We start from the raw sequence: 25,550 nt of genomic DNA, 5'->3' as shown, positions 1-25,550 counted from the left end.
GTTATCAATTGATAACTGTCTATATTGAAATTTTAGCGTCATAATAAATTTGATCTGTGCCTTACCTGTCAGGATTAAAAACATGATACCTTCTCGATCAGACGCAGTAGCCGCGTTGTTCAGCAACTTATGATGATTCATCGCCTCTGTGCTAATGTAGTTTCATTGCAAACTCTTTGTTACAACCTTGTGGGAGGAGTTAAAAAATGTCAGATAGTCATCTTTTTCAAACCGATCCTTTTCAACCACTGAATTTTAAAGCGCATTGGATGCCATTCAGTGCCAATCGCCAATTTCAACAAGAGCCGCGTTTAATTGTTTCCGCAGAGGGAAGCTGGCTTATCGATGATCAAGGGCGGCGTATTTATGACAGTCTGTCAGCACTATGGACATGCGGAGCAGGGCATTCACGTACCGAAATTCGTCAGGCAGTTTCTGATCAACTGAGTAAACTGGATTATTCTCCGGGTTTCCAATATGGTCATCCTTTGTCATTTAAGTTGGCAGATAAAATTGCCAGTCTCATGCCGGGTGATTTAAATCATGTTTTTTTTGTCAGCTCGGGGTCAGAAGCGACTGATACCGCAGTAAAAATGGCCCGTGCTTACTGGCGCATTCAAGGGCAACCCGCAAAAACTAAATTCATTGGTCGCGCTCGTGGCTATCACGGCGTCAATATCGCAGGAACCAGTCTGGGCGGTATTGGCGGTAATCGTAAGATGTTTGGTCAATTTATGGATGTGGATCATCTGTCGCACACATTACAGCCCGACATGGCCTTTACTAAAGGAATTCCATCGGCTGGTGGCCCTGAACTGGCAAATGAACTGCTGAAGCTGATTGAATTGCATGATGCCAGTAACATTGCCGCTGTTATCGTTGAACCGCTTTCTGGCTCTGCCGGTGCGATTATTCCTCCACAAGGTTATCTACAACGCCTGCGGGAAATATGTACCCAACACGATATCCTGTTGATTTTTGATGAAGTTATTACTGGTTTGGGGCGTTTGGGACATTGGAGTGGCGCGGAGTTTTTTGGTGTAACACCGGATATCCTCAACTTTGCTAAACAGGTAACTAACGGTGCCATTCCTTTAGGGGGCGTTGTCGCTTCCGGCAAGATCTACGACGCCTTTATGTCACAGTCTCTGCCTGAGCATATGATTGAATTCAGCCACGGTTATACCTATTCAGCTCATCCCGTTGCCTGTGCAGCCGGTTTGGCAACATTGGAATTGCTGGAGGAAGAGAATTTACTGCAACAATCTGCTGAATTAGCTCCATATTTTGAACAGGCATTACATGAACTGAAACACTGCCCAAATGTCGTGGATATTCGTAACTGTGGGCTGGTGGGTGCAATTCAAATTGCTGCACGTGATAGTGATGCGGCTATTCGGCCTTTCGAGGTAGGAATGGCATTATGGAAAGCCGGTTTTTATGTACGGTTCAGTGGTGATACGTTGCAGTTTGGCCCTATGTTCAATGCAAAAAGGGATGATCTAGATCGCCTGTTTAATGCCGTGGGCGATGTCTTGCACCAGATTAAATAAAGGAAATGAAGAAGCATGAAAACAATTACGCATTTAATTAATGGTGAAATGACCATCGCAAACAGCAGAACTGCGGCAGTATTTAATCCTTCTACGGGAAATGAAATACGCCAAGTTGAAATGGCCAGCAAAGAGATCGTTCAGCAAGCAATAATTGCAGCAAAGGCAGCGCTTCCTGCTTGGCGCGATACCCCTCCGGCGAAACGTGCACAAGTATTATTTCGTTTTAAACAACTGCTTGAGCAACATGAAGAACAAATAATTACGCTGATAAGTGAAGAACACGGTAAGACCCTTGAAGATTCAGCAGGAGAATTAAAAAGGGGAATTGAGAATGTAGACTTCGCTACAGCAGCACCTGAATTACTCAAAGGTGAGTTCAGCCGCAATGTGGGGCCAGAAATTGACTCATGGAGCGATTTTCAGGCCGTGGGTGTTGTCGCCGGTATAACGCCGTTTAATTTTCCTGCCATGGTGCCTTTATGGATGTATCCGCTGGCAATTGCCTGTGGGAACACGTTTATTCTTAAACCGTCTGAACGTGTTCCCAGTTCAGCATTATACATCGCTGAATTGTTCCATCAGGCAGGTTTGCCAAAAGGTGTACTGAATATTGTCAACGGCGATAAAGAAGCGGTTGATTGTTTGATTGAGTCACCTGATGTTAAGGCACTGAGTTTTGTCGGCTCAACTCCCACGGCAGAATATATTTACAGTGAAAGTACTCGACGCGGTAAACGAGTTCAGGCGCTCGGAGGAGCGAAAAATCACGCCGTACTGATGCCGGATGCTGATTTAAATAATGCAGCCAGTGCGCTGATGGGCGCAGCATATGGCTCTTGTGGTGAACGTTGTATGGCTATTTCTGTTGCGGTATGTGTGGGCAATCAAGTTGCTGATGCCTTAATTGAGAAACTGGCTCCTCAAATTCAGGCTCTCAAAATAGGTGCGGGAACTGAACGTGGTCTGGATATGGGGCCATTAGTCACCAAAGCACATTTGGAAAAAGTATCAGGTTATGTCACAGATGGCGTGAATGCAGGAGCCAAACTTGTTGTTGATGGCAGAAATCTTTCCGTTGCTGGATACGAGAATGGTTTCTTTATTGGCGGTTGCCTGTTTGATCACGTTACACCAGAAATGCGCATTTATCGGGAGGAAATTTTTGGGCCTGTACTGTGTATAGTGCGAGTGTCCAGTTTGGAAGAAGCGATAGCGCTGATTAATGCGCATGAATATGGTAATGGAACGTGCGTCTTTACTAATGATGGTGAGGTTGCGCGGTTATTTGCCAATGAGATTGAAGTTGGTATGGTCGGCATTAACGTCCCGTTACCTGTCCCTGTTTCTTATCACAGTTTTGGTGGCTGGAAGCACTCCTTGTTTGGTGACTTAGCGGCTTATGGGCCGGATGGTGTGCGTTTTTACACTCGCCGCAAAACGATTACTCAGCGTTGGATTAAACGTGAAAGTCATGAAGCCGCTCAATTCGCTTTTCCAAGCAATAACTAAATATTATTAACATCTTAATTGAGCGGTTGTTTACCGCTCATATTTACTTTTTTTCACATCAATTCACCTGAAAAATAGGGTTAATGTCATAGAGTTGACAAGAAATGGTGGTTTTAAAAGTCGTTATTATGTTAGTAAGCACGCTCATTTATAAACTTCATAAACACCTAAAGATAATATGAAAACAGATAAAATTATGGAATCGATTGAAAACAAATATCCGAAAGCAGGTCGTTGGGTATTTGGTGACTCTCCTGAAATGAATGATGAACTGGCTGAATTGGTTGTCAAAGGTGTAAAAACGGCAACAACTTGCTCATTCGATTCTTATTGTACTTATGGACCTGAAATTATTAGTAGCCATAATGTGGTTTTTGACAGTCAGGATAATCCGATTTGTGTTATCAGAATCATGACCATGCATCTGATGAAATTTTCAGAAATGACAGAAGAACTCGCATGGAAAGAAGGGGAAGGAGATAGAAGCCTTCATAATTGGCAATTAGATCATCAAAGTTTCTTTACGCGTGAGGGAAATTTTTCACCTGATATGGAAATGGTTGTATTCGAATTTAAAGTGATTGAGAAACTGTAGTTCATTAATGTTTGTATCTTAAAACATCGCTCTCAGAAACACTCTCCAGCGTTTTATTTCCTTTTCAAGCTGCTTTTCTGCGGCTTGAAACCTATTGATAAAAAATCATTGAAGAAATTATGTCTACAGACAATAGATGAAAGTATCCTTCTGTTTCTATGAGGGATTTGTCATCATTTTGTTTACATACTTAACAACGAAATGAAATAGATCCTCATTATGCAAAATAAAAGTTCTATGCTGTTGCTGATATTATCAATTGCCGTTTTTGGTGTTATTACGACCGAAATCGCTGTTATTGGATTACTACCACAACTGGAAGCACAACTGAATGTCACGCCGACTCAGGTCGGTTTTCTTGTGAGTATTTATGCCATCGTTGTCGCCATAACAGGCCCGTTTATTACTTTGATGCTCTCTGGCTATAACAAAAAATACGTTCTTCTTACCATTCTGTTGATATTTATTATTTCTAACCTTATCTATGCCATAACCGATACCTTCTACCTGATGCTTATTTTCAGGATCTTTCCGGGACTGGTACACGCGGTTTTCTTTGCGGTGGCTCTTGTCGTTGCTACTAATTCGGTTCCTGAAGAAAAAAGTGCGAGCGCAAATGCAAAGGTTTTCGCGGGAGTGGCTGTAGGCATGGTACTAGGAATGCCCATGAGTTCATTTATAGCGGAAAATTTGTCGCTTAGTGCTGCATTTTATTTCGGTGCAATCACGTGTACGCTGGCTTTCATCGGTATTCTCGTTTTCATGCCTTCCATTCCGGCGACAAAAAACGTGACTTTTACCGAACAATTGAACGTGTTACGCAAAGGTAAACTATGGCTGTCAATTGCTACTGTAACATTGATTTTTTCCGCTATATTTTCAAGTTTCAGTTACATCGCAGATTACCTTACAAAGATTACTCATCTTGATAATGATCTTGTCAGCGCAATGTTAATCTTGTTTGGTTTTTGCGGATTGATTGGCAATTTTGTGTTTAGTCGCTTCTTGCAAAAAAATATCTTAAAAACAACTTATGCGTATCCGATGCTACTCATCTTTATCTATATTCAGGTTTGGCTCTTGGGATTTTCACCGATAGCGATGTGTGTGCTGACCATCTTCTGGGGTGGACTGCATTCAGCCGGGCTGGTGGTTAGTCAAACTTGGCTTATGCAGGAAGCTAACGAAGCGCCTGAATTTGCCAACAGTCTGTATATTGCGTTCTCGAATTTGGGGATCACAATTGGCGCTATAACAGGAGGATGGTTTCTTTCACTGTTCGGGGTAAATACAGTCATGCTGAGCAGCATTCTTTTCGCATTTATGGCACTTTTAACCGTTACTATTAAAAATGTTACTATCAAAAATAGTACTCATCAAAACAAAGTTTCATGTTAATCCAACAAACCGTTCGCGGCCATGTCCACCAGCGTATCTACAACGTGGCGAATTTTGGGTAATAACTGACGATTTTTAGGCCATAAAGCACTGATGGGAATTTCTATTCCTGAATATTCTGACAATACCTCTGTGAGTTCTCCGCTCTCAAGGTATTTACCTACCATCCATAACGGCAATTGGGCAAATCCGCATCCAGTCAATGTTGCCGCTAATATTGCATCTCCATCAGCAAATTCATACGTTGCTGGTGGAGTGTAACGTTTTATCTCTCCATTCTTTTCTTTGAATAGCCAAGATATAGGCTGATTTCTGCGAAACCCGACGATACAACGATGTTGACTTAATTCCTCAAGGATTATGGGTTCTCCATTAGACTGCAGGTAATCCGACGAGGCGCAAATAATCAGTTTCTGAACCGTTAATCGGCGCGCAACCAATCCACTGCTATCAGACAACTCACCAATACGTATGGCAAGATCAATGCCTTCCTCAATCAAATCGACAAAACGCTCACTGAATGAAACCGTCAGAGACAGCTCAGGATAATCACGGGCAATTTCCAGAAGAGCGGGGAGTATTCGTTGGCGACCAAACGCAGCCGGCAAATCGACACGGAGTCGCCCTGAAGGATAGGCAATGTGCGAAGTGAGGGCTGCTTCAGCTTGTTCGAGAACATCAATGGCGTTCTGACAGCTCATCAAGAATACTTCACCATCAGGCGTGAGACTCAGACTACGTGTGGAACGTTGAAAAAGTTTAATGCCCAAACGCTCTTCCAACCGGCTGACACTTTTACCTACAGCCGATTTTGTCAAACCAAGGCGTTCACCCGCCGCGGTAAAACTTCCTAGCTGTGCTGTCGTAACAAATGCCGTGATTCCACCAAGATGATCTGTTCTACGCATGATTAGGTTTATTTATCCACAAAGAAACGGTTTTAAATCATAATCCCAATGCACTCAGCCCGGGATGATCATCAGGGCGACGTCCCAGAGGCCAATGGAATTTACGTTCGTTCTCACTGATAGGCATATCATTGATGCAGGCAAAACGGTTAATCATCAGGCCATTTTCATCAAATTCCCAGTTTTCATTACCGTATGAACGAAACCAATTTCCGGAGTCATCATGCCATTCATAGGCATACCTTACGGCAATTTTATTACCTTCCACCGCCCAGAGTTCTTTAATCAGCCGATAATCCAGCTCTTTTTTCCATTTCCGCGATAGAAATTTTTCTGCTTCATTTCGGCCATGAATAAATTCAGCCCTATTACGCCACTGAGTATCTTTACTGTATGCAAGAGCAACTTTGGAAGCATCACGTGTATTCCAACCATCTTCAGCCATACGAACTTTCTGGATTGCTGTTTCATAAGTAAAGGGTGGGAAGGGCGCTTTTCTTTCAATGGAATCAGACATTTTTCCTCCGGTATTTTAACGTTTTATGAGCGGGTTGTTTATTAATAATCCTGCTGTTTTTTTTGCATCATCGGCGGCAGACGGCATATTCATAACCATGGCAACGGTGATTGCACCATCAATAAGTACAAGAAGTTGCCGGGCTAATTCGAGAGGTTCACTGACACCCAGTTTTTCAGTGAGCTGTGTAATGAACAAAAAAATCTTTTGTTTATGTTCCTTGGCAATAATTCTGATCGGATGGGCTGGATCAGAAATCTCTCCAGCGGTGTTTATAAACGCACAGCCACGGAACTCCTCAGACATAAACCAAGATCTAAGCGCATTAAACATCTCAAGAATACACGCCTCAGGGCTTTCACCTTTTAAGGAAGACTCGCTAAACCACCTAATCCAACGTTCATCTCTGCTCAGTAATGCCTGAGCGCAAAGGTCATCTTTGTTGGTGAAATAACGATAGATGGTTTTTCTCGATATCCCTGTTTCCTTGACTATTTGCTCCATCCCAGTGGAATGGATTCCATACTGGTAAATCAATGATTCAGTGACTTCCAGTAATTTGTTTCGTATTTCGTAGGCGTTTTTTGTATTCATACGATGATAGTAGAACGATCATTCTACCTAATCAAGTAAATTATCCATGATTGGGATCAAGTGGTGCGGTTGGCGCAGAAATATCAGTCAAAGCACCACTCTTGTCTTTAATCAAAAAGTGGCGCTGACTGTAAAGTCAATCACGGGCGGTTCGACAATGTCATTGCAATTTATGGGAAAGATTTCTTGTCATTCGGTAACGGATATCATGTCTGAAAATTTCAATGGTCCATATCCAGAGAACACTTCCTACTATTTCAGAGAATATCTCATCAAAAGACAACGCCCAGACAGGAGGAGCCCATCCATAAATGGGTAAAATAATACCGTGGAAAACGATTGCAACGATAAAAGAGAAAACAGCACCATTCCACAGTTTTACAATCGGAAAGATTTCTGCAATGAGAGAATAGAAAATTGCCAATATGATAGAAAAAAGATGATGAACTCCAGCCACACCCCAATTCACGAGGTGTCCTGAGTAAGGATAGACCATGTCGTTGACTTTTCCTCCCCAGGCTTGAAGCATTTCAGCAGGAGGAATGGCACTGCCGGGTATTCTGGGAGGCATGAGATTTTCTGTTCCCCATTTAACCAAACTGGCAATATTTCCACCAAGAAAACCCGCCCATAAGGCAATGCCATAATGTCGGCTATTTCTTTTATTGACTGACAAAAATGAAGACATATTCATCCGGTATAGGTTGTGGTTAGCTCATTTTTATTAATATAAATGAATATTATTAAATAATTTCTAACTGTCCCCCCATCTTTCAAGTCTATTTATTCTGTCTATTTACTCATTTTGAGATGAATTGTTTAGGTTGAAATAAATACAATACTTTGTCAATTGAAACTATTGCACCATGTTATTTCTGGTTCTTGCCATAGAGTAAAACTCCGAGTGAGGAAGAAGACATGAAAGTCACTTTCGAGCAATTGAAAGCACAATTTACCCGAGTCCTGCTAGCCCGGGGTATTCAGGCTGAAATCGCAGATGCCTGTGCAGAAATGTTTGCCAGCACCACGGAATTTGGCGTGTATTCACACGGTGTTAACCGTTTTCCCCGATTTATTCAGCAGCTTGATGCAGGCGATATCATCCCCGATGCCAAACCTGTGCGAGTTGCGTCACTGGGGGCGATTGAACAATGGGATGCCCGGCGGGCAATCGGCAATCTGACAGCTAAAGAGATGATGAACAGAGCCACTGAACTGGCTGAAGAATATGGTATTGGTTTGGTGGCATTACGCAATGCCAATCATTGGATGCGAGGGGGAAGCTATGGCTGGCAGGCTGCGGAAAAAGGATTTATCGGGATCTGTTGGACTAATTCTATTGCCGCTGTGCCTCCCTGGGGCGCAAAAGAGTGCCGGATTGGTACTAATCCATTAGTTATTGCCATACCGGGAAATCCCATCACTTTGCTCGATATGTCAATGTCGATGTTTTCTTATGGAAAATTAGAAGTAAGCCGCTTAGCCGGGCAGCAACTCCCTGTCGAGGGTGGTTTTGATGATGAGGGTAATTTAACCCGAGATCCCGCAACAATTGAGAAAAATCGCCGACTTTTACCTATGGGATACTGGAAAGGTTCTGGCTTATCCATTGTGTTGGATCTCATAGCAACCTTACTTTCAAACGGTTCGTCGGTAGCTGAAATTACACAGAATAATAGTGATGAATATGGGGTTTCACAGGTATTTATCGCTATTGAAGTGGATAAGTTGATTGATGGCCCTTCACGGGAAGAAAAGCTGAAAACCATTACGCATTTTATTACATCAGCAGAACGTGCCGATCCCAATACAGCTATTCGGTTACCGGGTCACGAATTGCTCCGCAGACAAGCAGAAAACAGGCGCAATGGCATGATAATTGACGATAGCGTCTGGGAGAAAATTAAAACCCTCTGAGAGAAATACTCTCCATCAATTTCAAATTCCAGTCTGGAAAATGAAAAGCTATATCCACGAAGATAAAAAGCATAAAGGTTGCATAATATGAGCAAACATAAGCGTAGGTTCTGTCTGGGAATTGATTGTGGCGGTACTTATCTTAAAGCTGGCTTATATGATGACCGGGGACAGGAATATAGTATAGAGCGCACGGTACTGAGAACAATTAGTCCTCAGCCGGGATATGCTGAAAGAGATCTCAACGAGTTGTGGAATGCTTTAATCGCTACGGTTAATAATCTCTTGAAAAACAGTGGCACCCATGGTCAACAGATTAAAGGTATTGGTATTTCAGCCCAAGGCAAAGGATTATTTCTTTTAGATAAAAATAACAAACCTCTGGGTCACGGAATTCTTTCTTCTGATCGTCGGGCCACAGAAATAGTTCATCAATGGCAGCAACAAGGAATGCTGGAAAAGTTGTATCCCCATACACGCCAAACCCTTTGGACAGGTCATCCCGTCTCTTTATTACGCTGGATCAAAGATAACCAGCCTGAACGCTATAACCGGATTGATACCCTGATGATGGCACATGATTATCTCCGGTGGCGTCTCACGGGTGAAAAGGGCTGTGAAGAAAGCAATATCTCTGAATCTAATCTCTATAGCATGAACTCGGGTGCTTATGATCCTGCGCTTTCCATGCTCTTGAATATCAGTGAAGTTGATAGCGTTCTCTCCCGAATCGTTGGTCCAACTGAGATTTGTGGAGAAATTACGCCACAAGCGGCTGAATTGACGGGATTGGCTGTCGGTACTCCCGTGGTCGGTGGATTGTTTGATGTGGTTTCCACCGCGCTTTGTGCGGGTCTTCAAGACGAATACACGTTGAATGCCGTGATGGGAACGTGGTCAGTCACCAGTGGTATCACTGATCAACTGCGTACACATGAACCATACCCTTATATTTATGGACGATATGTTAATGCGGGCCAGTATATTGTTCATGAAGCCAGCCCCACGTCATCAGGTAATCTTGAATGGTTTACTCATCTCTGGGGAAAAATGTCTTTTGAAGAAATCAATGCCGCCGTACACCATCTTCCGAAAGCATCCAGTGAGATTTTTTTTCTTCCCTTTCTTTATGGCAGTAATGCCGGACTGGAAATGACAGCGGGGTTTTATGGTTTACAGTCCAGCCATAATCGCGGTCATTTGCTACAAGCCGTATATGAAGGCGTTATTTTCAGTCATATGACCCATTTGCAACGGATGTTAGAACGTTTCACCAAAACTCAGACGATACGGGTTATGGGAAGACCGGCTCACTCCAAGGTCTGGATGCAAATGTTTGCAGATATAAGCAATCTGCCTGTGGAACTGCCTCAAGTTAAAGAAACGGGTTGTCTGGGAGCAGCATTAGCTGCCTTAGTTGGCATCGGTATCTACAAAAATTTTACTGAAGCCCAGGAAAATTTGGCTTACGTCACCTATACCCTTGAGCCGGATCGGGATTCACATCCGGCATACCTTAATAAAATCAATAAATATCAGCTAATCATTGAATCACTTCGTGGCTTTCATTCCCAATGCAATTCACTAAATACACATGGAGAGAGAGGGATATGAACCGCCCATTATTGCAACTGGCATTGGATCATACCTGTCTGGACTCTGCATTGCGGGATGTAGCGTTATTACGCGATGATGTTGATGTTGTTGAAGCCGGCACGATCCTTTGTCTTTCCGAAGGGAGTAATGCTATTCGTCAATTTCGTCGCCATTGTCCGGACAAAATTATTGTTGCGGACTGGAAAGTCGCTGATGCCGGCGAAATTCTTGCAGCACAGGCATTTGATGCCGGCGCAGACTGGATGACGGTAATTTGTGCGGCACCATTGGCGACCATAGAAAAATCACATCATTTGGCAAGTCAGAGAAATGCAGAAATCCAAATTGAATTGTTTGGCAATTGGACATTCTCTGATGCAAAAAACTGGCATTCCATTGGTGTCCGTCAGGTGATCTATCATCGCGGACGTGATGCACAAGCTAATGGGCAAATGTGGGGAAAAGAAGATATCTCCCGCATGAAAAAACTATCCGATATAGGCTTTGCAATTTCTATTACCGGTGGCCTTATCCCTGAGGATCTTCCTCAATTTAAAGCTATTTCTGTACAAGCTTTTATTACTGGTCGGGCGTTATCCGGCGCAACGCAACCCAAGCAAGTCGCTCAAGCGTTTCATACTCAAATTACTGAGATCTGGGGGTAGCATAATGCGCATCCATCCTATGGGTATCTATGAAAAAGCATTGCCGAAAAATCTGACATGGGCAGAACGTTTATGTTTGGCAAAAAGCTGTGGTTTCGATTTTGTTGAAATGTCTGTGGATGAAACAGATGAACGTTTGTCTCGACTGGACTGGAATGTAAAAACACGTCTTGAACTGGTCAAGAATACGCTGGAAACCGGCATTCACATTCCCTCCATGTGCTTATCCGCACATCGCCGTTATCCATTCGGCAGCCATGATGAAACTGTCCGGCGAAAAGCGTATGAAATTATGTCAAAGGCAATCCATTTAGCCCGGGATCTTGGGGTCCGAACTATCCAACTGGCGGGTTACGACGTTTATTACGAAAAACATGATAAAGAAACGGAACAGCGCTTTGCCGAAGGCATGGCGTGGGCAGTTCAGCAAGCGGCTGGAGCGCATGTCATGTTGGCAATGGAAATTATGGATACAGATTTCATAAACTCGATCACCAAATGGAAAGTGTGGGATGAAATGCTGGCCTCGCCCTGGTTTAGTGTTTATCCCGATATTGGCAATTTAAGCGCTTGGGGACATGATGTTTCGGAAGAACTCAAACTTGGCATCAATCGCATTTCAGCAATTCATCTCAAAGATACTTATCCCGTGACACCAACCCATTCAGGGCAATTCCGTGACGTACCATTCGGTCAGGGATGTGTCGATTTTGTCGGCATATTCAGAACACTTCATGCATTGAACTATCGGGGGACATTCTTAATAGAAATGTGGACAGAAAAAGCGGAAGAACCTGTATTTGAAATTATACAGGCTCGTCGCTGGATCGAAGATCGTATGCAGGAAGGGGGTTTTTCATGTTAGAACAACTGAAAGCCGAAGTTCTGGCAGCAAATCTGGCACTGCCAAAATATCACTTAGTGACATTTACGTGGGGAAATGTCAGCGCGATTGATAAATCAAGCGGTTTAATGGTGATTAAGCCCTCGGGTGTGGAATATGCTGATATGCAGATTGATGACATGGTCGTGATTGATATCGCGAGCGGTGCCATCGTGGAAGGGAGAAAAAAGCCTTCATCAGACACGCCAACGCATCTCGTGCTATATCGTCACTTCCGGGACATCGGGGGAGTTGTTCATACCCATTCCCGCCATGCCACTATCTGGGCTCAGGCGGGGCGTTTTTTGCCTCCTCACGGCACAACACATGCAGACTATTTTTACGGTGCAGTTCCTTGCACCCGGTTAATGACTAAACAAGAAATCAATGATGATTACGAATTACAAACAGGGAAACTCATCGTTCAAACCTTTGCTGAACAACAACTCGATCCAATGAAGATCCCTGCCATTTTGGTTCATTCCCACGGACCTTTCACATGGGGGGTAAATGCAGCTAATGCAGTACACAATGCGGTAGTACTTGAAGAATGCGCTTATATGAGTTTGTTCTCCCAACAATTAAATTCTGAATTAACCTTCATCCAACAGGAATTATTGGATAAACACTATTTACGCAAACATGGTGCCAATGCCTACTATGGCCAGACATGAAATAGTCAAAAAACAAAATGACCTAAAATAAGTCGGCTTTGTTGCTGACTTATACTCAAAAATAGGGAATTAACTCATGAAAGAAAAAATTTCCACTCTGGAAAAGATCGGATATGGTTTTGGCGATGCTGGCTGTAATATTGTCGGCGGTGCTGTTTTCCTGTTTTCAAATTTTTATTATACCGATATTTACGGCCTTAATGCCGGTACAGTTGCTGCCATTTGGCTGGGTGTCAGAATTATTGAAGCAATATCAGACCCCTTAATTGGTTATATTGCTGACAGAACACAAACACGTTGGGGTAAATTCAGACCTTATATTCTTTTTTTTGCATTTCCCTATGCTTTATTTTCAGTATTGATGTTTACTGTGCCAAACTTGGATTACACCGGTAAAGCCATTTACGCATTCTTTACTTATCTGATGATGTCAGTCACTTATTCATTTATTAATATTCCCTATTGTTCATTGGGTAGTGTTATTAGCAGCGATAATCGTGAACGTGTCTCCTGCCAAAGTTTCAGATTTATGGGCGTCGGCCTTGCAACACTCATTCTGACATTATCATTATTGCCTTTGGTTAACTTGTTCGGTCATGGCAATAAAGCTAAAGGTTATCATGATGCCGTTATTCTGCTGACCTCTGTTGGATTAGTGATGTTTGTCCTCTGTTTTTCTTTGGTTCGTGAGCGGGTTCATCCGGTTGTCCCGACAAAGGATTCAATAGTAAAAGATTACTGTGACATCATGAAAAATGATCAATGGCCTCGCTTATTGCTTGTCACATTTATCAATGTATTACCCGGCTTTATCAGAATGGCATCCGTCATGTATTTTCTGACATGGGTGATCCACGCCAGTGAGATCTTTACCACAGTATTCTTAAGCGTTGGCGTTATTGGCATGACGTTGGGCAGTGCCTTAGCCAAACCACTGAGTGATTATTTTTGTAAACTTAAAATATTTTATTGGGTCAGTTTATTAATGACTTTCCTTTCCGTTATTATCTATTTCATTCCGGTTGATATGCATTATGTTATATTGTTCGGATATTTTATTTTAAATGTTGTCCACCAGATCGCCCAGCCAATTAATTGGTCAATAATGGCTGATATTGATGATTATGGTGAATATAAATTGGGTAAGCGTTTAACCGGAATTAATTTTTCCTGTAATTTCCTCTCCCTCAAATTAGGGTTGGCTTTTTCTGGTTCATTAGTCAGTGGGATATTGGCACTTGTTGGTTATGATGCAAATCAATCATCACAAAATAATTATACTCAATTATCTATTGTCATGCTCTTTACTGTTATTCCGGCAATAGGTTACTTATTAACAGCTATTTCAGTAAAACTACTGAAAGTGGATCGCTATATGATGAAAGAAATTTCGTATAGATTGACAAAGAGAAGGATAAACTCGACAAAGCTGGAAAATTATTTAGAACCGAAAAATAATATCATCCCCAGAAAATAACAGGTGTAACGATGAAAATACGTTTAGAAAAACTTTGCTCTCCGGCTATTTGGGCAGAAGGACCTGTTTGGCTTTCAAATGAAAATGCAGTTATTTTCAGTGATGTGAAAGGAAATAGAATGTTTCGCTGGTCAGAACAGGATGGTGTCAGTATATGGCGGGAATATTCTAATTATGCGAATGGAAACGCCCTGGACAAAGAAGGCAGGGTGATTAGCTGTGAACATGGTCGACGAGGCGTGTCCCGGACAGAACAAGATGGTAGCATCACCATGCTGGTTGATAAAATAGACGGTAAAAGATTCAACTCTCCTAATGATGTTGTGGTGCGTTCTGACGGAACAATTTGGTTTACTGACCCACCTTATGGAATCATCAATGATGAAGAGGGATATAAATCAGAAAGTCAGATTATTGGTTGCTATGTCTATTGCTACGATCCGAATGATGACTCTATCTCCATCGCCACGACGGATGTCCAGCGCCCGAATGGACTGGCATTTACTCCAGATGAGAGATGGCTCTATGTTGCAGATATGTCTATTGTCGATTTTCCTTCTCATGGAAGACGTGAACTTCGCATGTATCCGGTGAAAGGTAAAACCTTAGGACTCGGGAAGCATTTTGTGACAGTATCTCCCGGATTCCCTGACGGCTTTTGTGTTGATAAATCCAATCAGGTTTATTGTAGTTGCTCAGATGGTGTTTTGATTTTTGATAAATCCGGTACAGAAATACATAAAATTGCTGTGCCTGAACGAGTATCCAATTGTACGCTGGGCGGGGTCAATGGTGACCAATTGTATATTACAGCGACAACATCGTTATATCGGGCATCTGTCACCGGGTTAATGCCGACCCGATAAAATTTCAGATAAACAAGTATCTATATTATTAAAAATTTTCTTATAGATATCTTTGATTACCGCATTTTTATTATTGTTGTAGTCCATGACATCTCCAGCGCCTTCAATAGCCACCCGTTTGGCTTCTGCATATTGGTTCTTGTCATCCTTATGAGTTCGCAGCCAATTTCGAAAAAGTAGATGACGGATATGTTCCGGGCAATTTTCACCGAATATATGTAAATTTATACGGGGCGAACCCAGCCTAAACATTCGGTGCTGATACCAAGAGGGTTCTCTTATTGTTAACACATAGCCTAATTGTTCAAGTGCAGGAATATAATCTTCTTCTTGTGTCGGATCTGTAACGATTAAGTCAATATCAATAATGGGTTTTGCTGGCAAATCAAGTACTGCTGTAGAGCCAATATGTGCAATATGGAGTACTTTATCTTTCAACTGTTGCTGGATTCTGTTTTTTTCTCCATTGTAAATACTCTTCCATTGAATAGAGTAGGGAACAACAGCAATGGTTTCAGGTGTCGGTTTAGTACCACTAACCCAAGGGTTTTCATTGGGATCACCTGCACAAAAAGACATAATCAGTGGCTTGAGATGAATTAATTGGTCTGACATACGTTTTTGCTCCGATTAGAAGTTCAGCGTGTTATATGACTGTCGTCTTTCAAGATGCAGCATGACAAAGCTGCAACTTGAAACTCATTAGATATAAACCCTTTTTTAAACCTCTTGTTAGTGGAAAGATGAGTGAGGAAGAATATTAATTAATATATTCTATCTCGTTCAGATAGTCAGTATCTGTAAAATCTTGTTCATTGAAAAATCTAATCAGGAGATCAGCTAATACATCTGGACGCTCTACCATAACGAGATGATCCGATTTTTTGATTGTAGTAAATATTGCACCAGGAAAAATAGACGCACAAAGTCTCATATTTTCAGGTGGTGTAATGATGTCATACTCACCGGTTGTAAACAAAATGGGTTTATTGAAGTTGTCAGCCCTTTTGTATTCCTTTTTATTCAGAAGACGTAATTGAAGATGTTCATATCGTTCCCCTTGATGTCGCGTTGATTCCTGTAGCGTTGTTTTTAACAATCTATATGTTGTATCTTTTCCTAATATATCAACACCCGGTTCAAGGCAGAGAATACTTGAAATTATATTCTCTATAGATTCTTCGTAACTTCCTTCACTGAGTAATCGCAATGCTTTATTTAATCTGTCTTGAATATGAGGAGGTTGAATAAGTGCAGTCCCAATCAATACGGACTTATTAATTCTTTCAGGCCATCGATAAGTAAATTCAACGGCAGTGAATCCACCGTAAGAAATACCAATGAGATTTATTTTAGGCAAAGAAAGAACATCTAAGATATGTCGGGTACACTCAGCAAGAAAATCAAAACCTTTATTGTCTGGAATGTCGTCAGCAGACCCAATTCCCGGGAGGTCAACCATGATCAGAGGCCCATCATCTTTAAGAAGATATTCAAGATGTGGCAAAGAATACATATCCTGAAAACCGCCCGCTATAATGAGTTTTGGGACGACAGTTGTAGTGCTGATATCACCAATGACCCGAAAAGCATATTTAACGCCATTCCATTCAATATCTCTTTTATCTTCCGGTGGAATACGATGAGTTGAATCAATAAAAGCAGCAAGTGATTCAACCGTTCTGAATCTGAGTACATCACTCCAATCTATTTTTTTACCTAAATTTTGCTCAATAAAAATTTGTATTTCAACTAAGGAAATAGAGTCAGCACCAAGGCTAAAAAAGTCATTTTTAGTGCTCATTGATTCTACAAGCAGTACTTCTTGACATATTTTCAGCACTTCATTTTCGGTGTCATTTGATGGGTAATTTTGTGATGATGACGTTGTCATATTATTCTCCTATCATTATTTGATTTTTTATTGTGGGGGCAAAAAATGTACAATAAAGAATCACTTCAGTTAAATACGATAACTGAAAGAAATCATTTCGTCATGATATTAATGTAGTAAATCGTAATACTTACTCGAACAATTTAAAAGCTAGCACAATAAGTTTTAATTGATGAGTAATTGTCTATAAAAATAAGTATAAATGTTAAGGAGGAATATTCTGAATGTTGCTAAATTACTCACGATCGGTAAAGTTATGTTGCAATAAGACTGCTAAAAATTATTGTCATAGATGACAAGCTCATTAAGTTTTTATGACTACTTCAAATTAAAAAGAAGAACCCAGATAAGTATTGCTGAAACCCTGTTTTTTATTAAAAGGAAACATTATGACCGATAATAGTATTCACACTGATCTTTTCTCTCCTACCAAATTAGGAGAAATAGCACTCGCTAACCGTATTGTTATGGCACCTTTGACACGCAGTCGCGTGAATGAAGAAGGCGTTCCGAGTGATCTTAATGTGACATATTATGTCCAGCGCGCGAGTGCAGGTTTAATCATCTCAGAAGCTACCAATATTTCAGCCCAAGGACGTGGCTATGTTATGACCCCCGGCATCTGGACAGAACAGCAGGTAAATGGATGGAAAAAAGTCACAGATGCTGTTCATGCTGCTGGTAGTAAGATTGTCGTTCAATTGTGGCATGTCGGCCGATGCTCACACATTGATATTCAACCTGATGGAGAATTGCCGGTAGCACCATCAGTAATAAAAGCAGACTGTAATGTTTATACCTACAATGGCCCTCAAGAAGCGTCCATGCCACGCGCCCTGAAAACTGACGAGATCCCGGATATTATCGAGCAGTATAGACATGCGGCTGAATACGCTAAAAGAGCAGGGTTTGATGGTGTAGAAATCCATTCGGCTAATAATTACTTGTTGGAACAGTTCCTGCGTGATTCAACTAACCACCGCACCGATCAATATGGTGGTTCCATTGAAAATCGAGCCAGACTGATTCTCGAAGTTGTTGAAGCGGTAACCCATGTTTGGGACAGTAACCGAGTTGGAATTAGACTTTCTCCAATTACAACAGAAGTTGGAAACACGCCTCTTGATAGCAATGTCATGGCAACTTATAGCTACCTTATTCAGCAGTTAAATAAGTTCAAACTGGCATATCTCCACTTTGTTGAAGGAATGACAGGAAAAAATCGTACCGTTCCTGAAAATGTTGATCTGGACGCATTGAGATTGCTATTTGACGGAGCTTATATCGGCAATAACAATTATGATCTTGAAATGGCCATTTCCCGCCATGCAGAAGGTAAAATTGATGCAGTAGCATTCGGGCGTCCGTTTATTTCTAACCCCGATTTAGTGGAGCGTCTACGCTACGGTATCGAATTAGCAGATGTGAATAATGATGCCTATTACGGCAATGGTGAGAAAGGATATACCGATTGGCCTAAAGCGAATGATTTTTGAATCTTCATTTACTAAATCCTGGATCTTAAAGTGAGTTAAAAGCAAAAAAGGTATTACATGGAAAATATAAAGATATTAAATATTCTTATATTATCTATATCGGTAATTATAACGTCTAATTCTTTAGCTAATGAAATCAGAGCAAGAGAGTTAGGCATCCCGTTCTCTGGAGTAACGGGCAAATATAATGCGATCACAGATGTTAGTGGTGTAAAAGTTGGCTATTCGACCATAATAGAAGGTGATGGAACACTAGAAGCTGGGAAAGGCCCAATAAGGACAGGTGTGACAGCGATATTGCCAAAGGGAAAGAAATTTAGTCCGGTGTTTTCCAGTATTTTTTCTTTAAATGGCAATGGGGATATGACGGGAAGTCAATGGGTGGAAGAAAGTGGTTTTTTGGAAACGCCAATATTAATCACCAATACTCATAGTGTTGGTGTTGTTAGGGATTCAACAATTAGTTGGATGATTGATAATAACCTGACTTCACCACTGAAAGATGATTTGTTTTGGTTATTGCCTGTAGTTACAGAAACGTGGGATGGGATATTAAATGATATAAATGGTATGCATGTAAAAAAAGAACATGTATATAACGCGTTGAATAGTGCTAAATCAGGTGAAATAAAAGAAGGGAATGTTGGCGGTGGTACGGGGATGAACCTTTTTAAATTTAAAGGAGGAACAGGTACTTCATCCCGGATTTTAGATAAAAAAGATGGAGGATATACTGTTGGCGTTCTTGTTCAAGGCAACTTTGGTGATAGGAATGACTTGATTATTGCAGGAATTCCTGTTGGTAAAGAAATAAAAGATATCAATCCGATATATCATGGAAACAAGAAACAAATAAAGGATGCCGGTTCTATCATCGCTGTCGTTGCAACTGATGCTCCATTGGCTCCGCATCAGTTAAACAAAATAGCTAAAAGAGTATCTCTCGGACTTGCCAAGGTAGGTGGCGTTGCCAGAAATACCAGCGGTGAGATATTCATTGCATTTTCAACTGCGAATAACGATGCATTTTCCAGAGAAGAAATAAGAACAATAAAAATACTGCCAAATGACAAACTCGATCCTTTGTATGAAGCCACTATAAATGCAACAGAAGAGGCAATCATTAATGCCATGATAGCAGCTAAAAAAATGGTTGGGAGAAATGGAAATACTTCATTTTCTCTTCCTAAAGAGAGGGTGATGAACATATTAAAAAAACATAATATACTTCTTGACAGTTAGATAAAATCGACGCTTTTTTATTTGAAATAACCGACTTTGATTTATATACCCAATCAAAGTCGGTAACTCTCATACCTCTGTAAAAATAATTTTATAAATTGATTTCTTATGCAAAAAAACATCAAAATTATCAGAGCATTAAATGAACTTTTAGCCCCGTTTGATAAAAATTCTCCCGGTTTTGTGTACATGGCTAAATATGACAATGGATTGACCTACCAAGGCTCTGTAGGTCTGGCATGTTTAGAATCACATAAATCACTTTCAATAGACAGTGTGTTTAATATCGCTTCAGTCTCAAAACAATTCACAGCTTTTGCGATTCTATTATTAGAAAGTGACGGGAATTTATCGTTAGATGATTCAATCATAAAATACCTGCCTGATTTAGGTAACTATGCTGAACCCGTCACCGTCACCTTGCGCCACTTAATTTATCATACTGGCGGACTCGTTGATTACATGGAGTTGGCTGAATCAGCCGGCATTAGTGAACTCGATCCGTTGACAACTGAACAGTCATTACATCACTTGTACGCTCAGTCTCAATCCATATTTTTACCGGGAACAGCTTTCGAATATAGCAATACCGGCTATTTTTTACTGTCACAGGTGGTTGAAGAAGTCAGCGGTATGAAACTGAGTCAGTTCAGCCAAGAGCATATTTTTAAACCGCTCGGAATGAGGAGTACATTCATTGTTGATGAGTATCCAATAGCTGTTGAATTTGCACATGCATATTGCCAGAAAGGTCAGCTTTTTGAATCCTTGTGGACACATACAGGTGATGGAGCCGTACACTCAACAGTAGTCGACCTCATGTTATGGGGCGAGAATTTAACTCATGGCAGAGTAGGTGGGAAAGCATTAGTCCAGCGTATGACTCAAGCATTACCAGAAAAAACATCTACCGGAGAGACAGTTAAAAATCACGAATCTTATGCATTCGGTTTAGAGCATCACTCCCATTTAGCTGAGCCGAGTTTAGAACATGCAGGCGAATGGGCAGGTTACCGCGCTTATTTTATCCGCTTGCCAAAATCACGCTTAACGATTGCAGTTCTGAGTAATCAGGAAAATATTGATACAGAAACACTAAGCCATAGGATTGCTGATATCTTGATAAATTAGTTATTAATCAATTTATTATAATTCACAGCCATAAGGGAAACAGTGACCTTATGGCTGGTAAAAATATATGTTGTGTGTTTGAAAGAGGAAATATTAATTTCTTCTGGTGCAATACATCTTTATCATGATGGTGTGTTTTTTAAACAAATCGCGTACCGCCCGATAATATTACAGATGAAGAATGTCATAACTTAAAAGTCCGAACAGGCATAATGAAATCTCTATTTTTACCGAATCAGGGAAAAATTACTTTATAAAACAATACATAAAAATGGGTGTTTTTGTTGGCGGTGCCAATCTGAGTGTGTCAACCGAGAAAGAAGGTAAACAAGTGATTTCTAAGGCAGATGTTCGTCTTGCAAAGGAAGGGCATTGCGGTAACTGATTTTTAGAGCTGTATAAAAAATCTCGTTGATAAAGAGAGATTTTTTTTTGCCGATATGAATTGATTTCCCTGAACTGAAGATTGGAATGGTGAAGAATATCAATAAAAATGATTTGATATAAAAGTACATCACTACTTTGTCGGTTAAGCATCCGTGGATTGTTCATCATAAATATTTTTAGTCATTTCAAAGCACTATAAATCCTCTAAAATCTGAAACATCAGAAGAAGATTGGTACAACGCTAAAATGCAACTAAGAACCAAGGAGACAGTCCATTATGTCAATAACGACCACATATCGGATAGCCGCTGTTCAGGCAGCACCTGTTTTTCTCAATCTAGAAGCGACCATTGAAAAAACCATTTCACTCATAGAATCAGCAGCCAATCATGGTGCTAAATTGATTGCATTCCCTGAAACTTGGATACCGGGCTATCCATGGTTTATATTTCTGGATTCTCCTCTGTGGGGAATGCAATTCCTCAAGCAATATCACAGCAATTCACTAGTGATCGATAGTCAGCAATATCAAAGAATTGAGCAGGCTGCCGCTGACAATAATATTGTGGTCGTACTTGGTTTCAGTGAAAAAGATAACGGTAGTCTTTATATTTCCCAATCGATTATTGATCCAACAGGCAAGACCTTATTAACACGAAGAAAATTAAAACCCACACATGCAGAAAGAATGATTTTTGGCGAAGGTGATGGTAGCAGTTTAAATGTTATAGAAACGTCTCTATTATACGTATCGTCTTACAAACACTTTGGAATCCTCGCCCGATAGGGCGGGGAGCTGGGAGTAGTCACATAATAAACATGTATTCACCAAATTTATTTATCGTTATTTATACGGTGGGATTAGGGTGCTGTCCGATAAATCGTAATCTTCCCTAAAAATTTACCGGACTTTGCTATTAACGGGACTGAACAGTGGTCAGTGGCTCGATACTCATCCCTTTAAGCATACTAAGCCATGCGAGGAACGTGATCCCCATCAGGATGATAAATAACGATTGAGGCGGTAGCTCAGTGAGTACAATGCCACTTAATATCGGATTAAAAGCAGCGCCCAGAAAGCCCAATGCCTGAGCCGAAAAATAACTGGATTTCATTCCTTCCGGTGCGATATTGTCAATGAGCATATATTCACCCGGAGCATAAATTAATTCACCAAGGGTGAAAATAACGGCGGCAAGTCCCCAAATGTAAAGGTTCGTACCTGCTATCATAAAGACGGTCAGCCCCATCAAGAAAAAGAAACTGCCTAATGTCATGAGTCTCTTCAGATTTTCCGGACGGATACGTCTACCTACCGCATATTGCAAGGTAACAACTACAGCCGCATTCACGGGTAATACAACACTGATCACCGCCTGAGCCAAGTCACTATTAGCTATTGTCAGGACATATTGCGAAATCCAGATGCTAAAAGAGCCAAACACCAATGAGCCAAGAAAAGTTGATAAAACAAACCAAGCCAACGCACGATCACGCAACATTGCTGCCGGATTCCACACCGTGGTGGATTTATTATTGTCTTCGGAAACGTTGACCTTTTGAACATAGCGATGAATAAAAACAATAGGAACAGAAGCGGAAACTGCTGCCAACCAAAACGGAAGATTGATGTTGTACATCAAAAGCCATGTACCTATTGGTGGGCCAATAGTCCAACCTATATTAGCAAATGTATAGTTCAGCGAAAAAACTTTCGCTTTCGTTGATGTTGGCAATGTATCAGCAAAGTAACCTTTCAGTACCGTCGAAAATACAGAATAGGAACAATTTATCAATGAGATAAATACAACCACCAAGATTACGTAATTGACCAAAGGGATCGCAACAAATCCACAAATAAACGCAATAACAGCTGACAACATGTAACGTTTTTTATCAAATTTATCTGCCAGAATTCCGAACCACATACTGAAGAGTATGCCAATAGTTAAAGCAGCAGAAATAGCAAGCCCGACCATATCAATCGACATCTGATACTGACGTGTCAGGTAGATAGCCATAAAGGGAAGAGTAGCTCCACGCCCTATGGTCAAGAGCAGAGAAGAAATCAGTAATGCGCTGGTTGAGATATTTGATTTAGAAAACATTTACTCACTACCTGAAAATAGTTCTTGTTACACGATTGTTAATTAATGACTAAGTTACAGAATTTTTCCGCAGTAAGAAATGCCTCGGACAGACCAAAGTAGTGAAAAGAGCAAAAACAGTATTTTTCATCACGGTTACCGTACTACTGAATAAAAAATATGGAATAATTGATACTGTCGGCTCAGAATAGAGCATTATGTTGGTTAGGAAATATATGACGCACTGGCAATATTAAATAGCAAACTATGCTTGGATGCATTGCGGAATAATACTATCGTCTATGCTTTCGGAATGACATGGTTTATCTATTGTGCTAATAATGTAATTCCCTTATCACAAACTTTAACATTTATTTCAGGATATTTCGTAATGCCATGGACATTTTCACATCCAGCAGCCGTTTTTCCGTTGAAAAACCTCCCGGGAGGCAGATTCTTGAATTTGCCTGCGTTAATTACTGGTAGTTTGTCTCCTGATTTCTTTTACTCTGTTGGGTTATATAATGTTGCAGCGACTGCGCATCACTTACCCGGATGGTTTTATACCTCATTTCCTTTATGTCTATTGATATTTTTAGTTGTACGTCTATTATCATCTCCTTTATCTGTCCTTTTCCCAATATCCTTTACTCGTTATGAAAAACAAAGCTATAAGGACAGAGTTATTTTTGTGATGTCATTATTGATAGGAGCTGTAACCCATATCGGCTGGGATGCATTCACACACGATAAAGGTTTTTTTGTCGAACTAATTCCTCTGCTACAGTTCCACATTTTTCATTCCATGACCAACGGGCAGGGGATAGGTATATATAAAATTCTACAGCATCTCAGTTCCTTGTTAGGATTATTGTATCTATCCATAAAGTACTGGCAATATCAGAAAAAATTGGGTCTTGCCATTCAAAAAACGAACAAAAGAAAATTTTATCATCTGATTATTATTGGGGTTATCTCAGGCTTTTTGACATGTCCAGTAGCATTGTTTTTATCCTGGGAAGTGTCGGGGATAAATATAGGCAGGTTTGTGTTTAAGGAACTAACGCTATCTGTACCCGTTTTTTGTCTTATTCTGATAATTATTGCGTTACGGATAAGATATTACTCTTCGAAGATACTATAAAAATAATTACCTTCTTTCTAAATATTGATTGGCACATGGTTGGATACCAGTGTCATATTTCAAATGCGAGCCTCTACACTTATCTTAATTTTCACATTAAACTATAGCTTACCCGTTTACTATACAACAACTCATATTATTAAATGGCATATAAGGAGCCACTTTATGAAAAATGGAAGAAGACTTTTTCTGAAAAAGGCGAGTGTTACTGGTGCAGTATTTTCATTATTACCTCTGATGTCAGCAGGATCTCTCGCCTCTACACAGGGTCAACCAAAGAAAAGGGATAATATTGATATAGACGTTTGCGAGATGACACCAGAGGAAATGTCAGGTCCATATTTTATAAATAACAAACTACTGAGGAGGAATATAACAGAGGATGAACCAGGAATACCTCTTTTATTGACAATGAAAATAATTGACTCTGTAACCTGTAAACCTTTAAATGATATCCTTATTGATATATGGCATTGTAATGCAATGGGAAAATATTCAGGTTGGAAATACATAAATCCAGACCTCGAGGCTCCATCTGATAATATAGGGACGATTTCAAGAACTGATGAAAGCACATTTCTTCGTGGGGCACAAAGGACAGACAAAGAAGGCATAGTCAGATTCACCACAATCTTCCCTGGATTTTATGCTGGAAGAGCTATACATATCCATTTATCAGCAAGGAATACTAATGTACAAAAAAGACAAGAAGATAAATTCTATTTTGTAGGCCAACTCTATTTCCCTGAAAATATATCTCAAGAAATAATGATTAATGATATGTATTCTCCAAGGGATATTAATAGGCTTAAAAATAAAGATGATTCCATCTTTTCTGGTGTTAAAAATAGAGCGGCAATTTTGACAATAGAAAAAATAGGTGATAATCCATTAGATGGATTATATGGAAAGATAGTTTTATCTATTAATAAAAACAATGTGTCCAAGAAAATAACGCCTAAGGACTTGGCTAAACACACTGTGTAGTAGGTTACCAAAACATCGGAGACCATT

Annotated in this window: 24 protein-coding genes; 17 read left to right on the top strand and 7 right to left on the bottom strand. The window is 40.5% G+C overall.

What is annotated here, in order from left to right; all coding sequences use genetic code 11:
• Positions 1-206: 206 nt before the first annotated feature.
• The 4 genes from aptA (at position 207) to FE394_RS04570 (ending at position 5,058) form a co-directional block, all read left to right on the top strand.
• Complete coding sequence (gene aptA / locus FE394_RS04585) at positions 207-1,553, top strand: omega-aminotransferase AptA (RefSeq protein WP_319925225.1); 1,347 nt, start codon at positions 207-209, stop codon at positions 1,551-1,553.
• A gap of 15 nt (positions 1,554-1,568) precedes the next feature.
• Positions 1,569-3,065 carry a CoA-acylating methylmalonate-semialdehyde dehydrogenase gene (locus FE394_RS04580; protein WP_319925224.1) on the top strand — a complete coding sequence of 499 codons (1,497 nt, stop codon included), beginning with the start codon at positions 1,569-1,571 and terminating at the stop codon, positions 3,063-3,065.
• Between the two features lie 178 nt (positions 3,066-3,243).
• A complete protein-coding gene (locus FE394_RS04575) occupies positions 3,244-3,660 on the top strand; it encodes an ASCH domain-containing protein (RefSeq protein ID WP_319925223.1) in 417 nt (138 codons plus the stop codon).
• A gap of 219 nt (positions 3,661-3,879) precedes the next feature.
• Complete coding sequence (locus tag FE394_RS04570; protein ID WP_319925222.1) at positions 3,880-5,058, top strand: MFS transporter; 1,179 nt, start codon at positions 3,880-3,882, stop codon at positions 5,056-5,058.
• Here FE394_RS04570 and FE394_RS04565 read toward each other — a convergent pair.
• The 4 genes from FE394_RS04565 to FE394_RS04550 all read right to left on the bottom strand — a co-directional run bounded on the left by FE394_RS04565 (position 5,055) and on the right by FE394_RS04550 (position 7,765).
• Positions 5,055-5,966, bottom strand: a complete 912-nt coding sequence (locus tag FE394_RS04565) for a LysR family transcriptional regulator (RefSeq protein ID WP_319925221.1) — start codon at positions 5,964-5,966, stop codon at positions 5,055-5,057. The two genes, FE394_RS04570 and FE394_RS04565, sit on opposite strands and share 4 nt — an antisense overlap.
• Before the next feature lie 37 nt (positions 5,967-6,003).
• On the bottom strand, positions 6,004-6,483 hold the full coding sequence (locus tag FE394_RS04560; RefSeq protein WP_319925220.1) for a nuclear transport factor 2 family protein: 480 nt from the start codon (positions 6,481-6,483) through the stop codon (positions 6,004-6,006).
• Positions 6,484-6,498: 15 nt separating this feature from the next.
• Entirely contained in the window at positions 6,499-7,077 is a 579-nt protein-coding gene (locus FE394_RS04555; RefSeq protein WP_319925219.1) for a TetR/AcrR family transcriptional regulator, read from the bottom strand.
• Positions 7,078-7,237: 160 nt separating this feature from the next.
• A complete protein-coding gene (locus FE394_RS04550; protein ID WP_319925218.1) occupies positions 7,238-7,765 on the bottom strand; it encodes a YagU family protein in 528 nt (175 codons plus the stop codon).
• Between the two features lie 230 nt (positions 7,766-7,995).
• Between FE394_RS04550 and yiaK the strand changes: the two genes are divergently transcribed.
• The 7 genes from yiaK (at position 7,996) to FE394_RS04515 (ending at position 15,155) form a co-directional block, all read left to right on the top strand.
• Positions 7,996-8,994, top strand: coding sequence for a 3-dehydro-L-gulonate 2-dehydrogenase (gene yiaK / locus FE394_RS04545; RefSeq protein ID WP_319925217.1), 999 nt, complete (start codon positions 7,996-7,998; stop codon positions 8,992-8,994).
• 87 nt (positions 8,995-9,081) lie between these two features.
• On the top strand, positions 9,082-10,608 hold the full coding sequence (locus FE394_RS04540; RefSeq protein ID WP_319925216.1) for an FGGY-family carbohydrate kinase: 1,527 nt from the start codon (positions 9,082-9,084) through the stop codon (positions 10,606-10,608).
• Positions 10,605-11,255: a 3-keto-L-gulonate-6-phosphate decarboxylase UlaD gene (gene ulaD / locus FE394_RS04535; RefSeq protein ID WP_319925215.1), complete on the top strand. Its 651-nt coding sequence runs from the start codon at positions 10,605-10,607 to the stop codon at positions 11,253-11,255. The genes FE394_RS04540 and ulaD overlap by 4 nt, the downstream gene beginning before the upstream one ends.
• Positions 11,256-11,259: 4 nt before the next feature.
• Positions 11,260-12,120, top strand: coding sequence for an L-ribulose-5-phosphate 3-epimerase (locus FE394_RS04530; protein WP_319925214.1), 861 nt, complete (start codon positions 11,260-11,262; stop codon positions 12,118-12,120).
• Positions 12,114-12,812: an L-ribulose-5-phosphate 4-epimerase gene (gene araD / locus FE394_RS04525; protein WP_319925213.1), complete on the top strand. Its 699-nt coding sequence runs from the start codon at positions 12,114-12,116 to the stop codon at positions 12,810-12,812. The genes FE394_RS04530 and araD overlap by 7 nt, the downstream gene beginning before the upstream one ends.
• Before the next feature lie 76 nt (positions 12,813-12,888).
• The gene (locus FE394_RS04520) at positions 12,889-14,289 is read left to right on the top strand and encodes an MFS transporter (protein WP_319925212.1); all 1,401 of its coding nucleotides are present in this window, start codon (positions 12,889-12,891) and stop codon (positions 14,287-14,289) included.
• A gap of 11 nt (positions 14,290-14,300) precedes the next feature.
• On the top strand, positions 14,301-15,155 hold the full coding sequence (locus FE394_RS04515; RefSeq protein WP_319925211.1) for an SMP-30/gluconolactonase/LRE family protein: 855 nt from the start codon (positions 14,301-14,303) through the stop codon (positions 15,153-15,155).
• On the opposite strand, the gene FE394_RS04510 is transcribed toward FE394_RS04515, so the two are convergent.
• Both FE394_RS04510 and FE394_RS04505 read right to left on the bottom strand, forming a co-directional pair.
• Positions 15,138-15,770, bottom strand: a complete 633-nt coding sequence (locus FE394_RS04510) for a GrpB family protein (RefSeq protein ID WP_319925210.1) — start codon at positions 15,768-15,770, stop codon at positions 15,138-15,140. The two genes, FE394_RS04515 and FE394_RS04510, sit on opposite strands and share 18 nt — an antisense overlap.
• A gap of 145 nt (positions 15,771-15,915) precedes the next feature.
• On the bottom strand, positions 15,916-17,049 hold the full coding sequence (locus FE394_RS04505) for an alpha/beta fold hydrolase (RefSeq protein WP_319925209.1): 1,134 nt from the start codon (positions 17,047-17,049) through the stop codon (positions 15,916-15,918).
• 389 nt (positions 17,050-17,438) lie between these two features.
• Between FE394_RS04505 and FE394_RS04500 the strand changes: the two genes are divergently transcribed.
• The 4 genes from FE394_RS04500 to FE394_RS04485 all read left to right on the top strand — a co-directional run bounded on the left by FE394_RS04500 (position 17,439) and on the right by FE394_RS04485 (position 22,092).
• Positions 17,439-18,545, top strand: coding sequence for an alkene reductase (locus tag FE394_RS04500; RefSeq protein WP_319925208.1), 1,107 nt, complete (start codon positions 17,439-17,441; stop codon positions 18,543-18,545).
• Positions 18,546-18,602: 57 nt separating this feature from the next.
• Positions 18,603-19,787, top strand: a complete 1,185-nt coding sequence (locus tag FE394_RS04495; RefSeq protein WP_319925207.1) for a DmpA family aminopeptidase — start codon at positions 18,603-18,605, stop codon at positions 19,785-19,787.
• A 108-nt stretch (positions 19,788-19,895) separates the two neighbouring features.
• A complete protein-coding gene (locus tag FE394_RS04490; protein ID WP_319925206.1) occupies positions 19,896-20,918 on the top strand; it encodes a serine hydrolase domain-containing protein in 1,023 nt (340 codons plus the stop codon).
• A 664-nt stretch (positions 20,919-21,582) separates the two neighbouring features.
• On the top strand, positions 21,583-22,092 hold the full coding sequence (locus FE394_RS04485; protein WP_319925205.1) for a nitrilase-related carbon-nitrogen hydrolase: 510 nt from the start codon (positions 21,583-21,585) through the stop codon (positions 22,090-22,092).
• A 130-nt stretch (positions 22,093-22,222) separates the two neighbouring features.
• Here the strand turns inward: FE394_RS04485 and ydeE are convergent, their stop codons facing one another.
• Positions 22,223-23,413 (bottom strand): efflux MFS transporter YdeE, encoded by a 1,191-nt coding sequence (ydeE, locus tag FE394_RS04480; protein WP_319925204.1) that lies wholly within the window; start codon positions 23,411-23,413, stop codon positions 22,223-22,225.
• 370 nt (positions 23,414-23,783) lie between these two features.
• On the opposite strand from ydeE, the gene FE394_RS04475 reads away from it, so the two are divergent.
• Together FE394_RS04475 and FE394_RS04470 are read left to right on the top strand one after the other, a co-directional pair.
• Positions 23,784-24,536 (top strand): DUF4184 family protein, encoded by a 753-nt coding sequence (locus tag FE394_RS04475; RefSeq protein ID WP_319925203.1) that lies wholly within the window; start codon positions 23,784-23,786, stop codon positions 24,534-24,536.
• A 165-nt stretch (positions 24,537-24,701) separates the two neighbouring features.
• Positions 24,702-25,523 (top strand): intradiol ring-cleavage dioxygenase, encoded by an 822-nt coding sequence (locus FE394_RS04470; protein WP_319925202.1) that lies wholly within the window; start codon positions 24,702-24,704, stop codon positions 25,521-25,523.
• Positions 25,524-25,550: the final 27 nt, after the last annotated feature.

It is taken from the genome of Xenorhabdus littoralis, assembly GCF_033949345.1.
GTDB lineage: Bacteria > Pseudomonadota > Gammaproteobacteria > Enterobacterales > Enterobacteriaceae > Xenorhabdus > Xenorhabdus littoralis.
The sequence above is the reverse complement of the archived record's forward strand: the minus strand, read 5'-3'. Positions and strand labels throughout refer to the sequence as shown.

Bases quoted from the DNA above. Each gene is read 5' to 3' on its own strand.
- aptA (WP_319925225.1), top strand. From the start codon at position 207: ATGTCAGATAGTCATCTTTTTCAAACCGATCCTTTTCAACCACTGAAT.
- FE394_RS04580 (WP_319925224.1), top strand. From the start codon at position 1,569: ATGAAAACAATTACGCATTTAATTAATGGTGAAATGACCATCGCAAAC.
- FE394_RS04575 (WP_319925223.1), top strand. From the start codon at position 3,244: ATGAAAACAGATAAAATTATGGAATCGATTGAAAACAAATATCCGAAA.
- FE394_RS04570 (WP_319925222.1), top strand. From the start codon at position 3,880: ATGCAAAATAAAAGTTCTATGCTGTTGCTGATATTATCAATTGCCGTT.
- FE394_RS04565 (WP_319925221.1), bottom strand. From the start codon at position 5,966: ATGCGTAGAACAGATCATCTTGGTGGAATCACGGCATTTGTTACGACA.
- FE394_RS04560 (WP_319925220.1), bottom strand. From the start codon at position 6,483: ATGTCTGATTCCATTGAAAGAAAAGCGCCCTTCCCACCCTTTACTTAT.
- FE394_RS04555 (WP_319925219.1), bottom strand. From the start codon at position 7,077: ATGAATACAAAAAACGCCTACGAAATACGAAACAAATTACTGGAAGTC.
- FE394_RS04550 (WP_319925218.1), bottom strand. From the start codon at position 7,765: ATGTCTTCATTTTTGTCAGTCAATAAAAGAAATAGCCGACATTATGGC.
- yiaK (WP_319925217.1), top strand. From the start codon at position 7,996: ATGAAAGTCACTTTCGAGCAATTGAAAGCACAATTTACCCGAGTCCTG.
- FE394_RS04540 (WP_319925216.1), top strand. From the start codon at position 9,082: ATGAGCAAACATAAGCGTAGGTTCTGTCTGGGAATTGATTGTGGCGGT.
- ulaD (WP_319925215.1), top strand. From the start codon at position 10,605: ATGAACCGCCCATTATTGCAACTGGCATTGGATCATACCTGTCTGGAC.
- FE394_RS04530 (WP_319925214.1), top strand. From the start codon at position 11,260: ATGCGCATCCATCCTATGGGTATCTATGAAAAAGCATTGCCGAAAAAT.
- araD (WP_319925213.1), top strand. From the start codon at position 12,114: ATGTTAGAACAACTGAAAGCCGAAGTTCTGGCAGCAAATCTGGCACTG.
- FE394_RS04520 (WP_319925212.1), top strand. From the start codon at position 12,889: ATGAAAGAAAAAATTTCCACTCTGGAAAAGATCGGATATGGTTTTGGC.
- FE394_RS04515 (WP_319925211.1), top strand. From the start codon at position 14,301: ATGAAAATACGTTTAGAAAAACTTTGCTCTCCGGCTATTTGGGCAGAA.
- FE394_RS04510 (WP_319925210.1), bottom strand. From the start codon at position 15,770: ATGTCAGACCAATTAATTCATCTCAAGCCACTGATTATGTCTTTTTGT.
- FE394_RS04505 (WP_319925209.1), bottom strand. From the start codon at position 17,049: ATGACAACGTCATCATCACAAAATTACCCATCAAATGACACCGAAAAT.
- FE394_RS04500 (WP_319925208.1), top strand. From the start codon at position 17,439: ATGACCGATAATAGTATTCACACTGATCTTTTCTCTCCTACCAAATTA.
- FE394_RS04495 (WP_319925207.1), top strand. From the start codon at position 18,603: ATGGAAAATATAAAGATATTAAATATTCTTATATTATCTATATCGGTA.
- FE394_RS04490 (WP_319925206.1), top strand. From the start codon at position 19,896: ATGCAAAAAAACATCAAAATTATCAGAGCATTAAATGAACTTTTAGCC.
- FE394_RS04485 (WP_319925205.1), top strand. From the start codon at position 21,583: ATGTCAATAACGACCACATATCGGATAGCCGCTGTTCAGGCAGCACCT.
- ydeE (WP_319925204.1), bottom strand. From the start codon at position 23,413: ATGTTTTCTAAATCAAATATCTCAACCAGCGCATTACTGATTTCTTCT.
- FE394_RS04475 (WP_319925203.1), top strand. From the start codon at position 23,784: ATGCCATGGACATTTTCACATCCAGCAGCCGTTTTTCCGTTGAAAAAC.
- FE394_RS04470 (WP_319925202.1), top strand. From the start codon at position 24,702: ATGAAAAATGGAAGAAGACTTTTTCTGAAAAAGGCGAGTGTTACTGGT.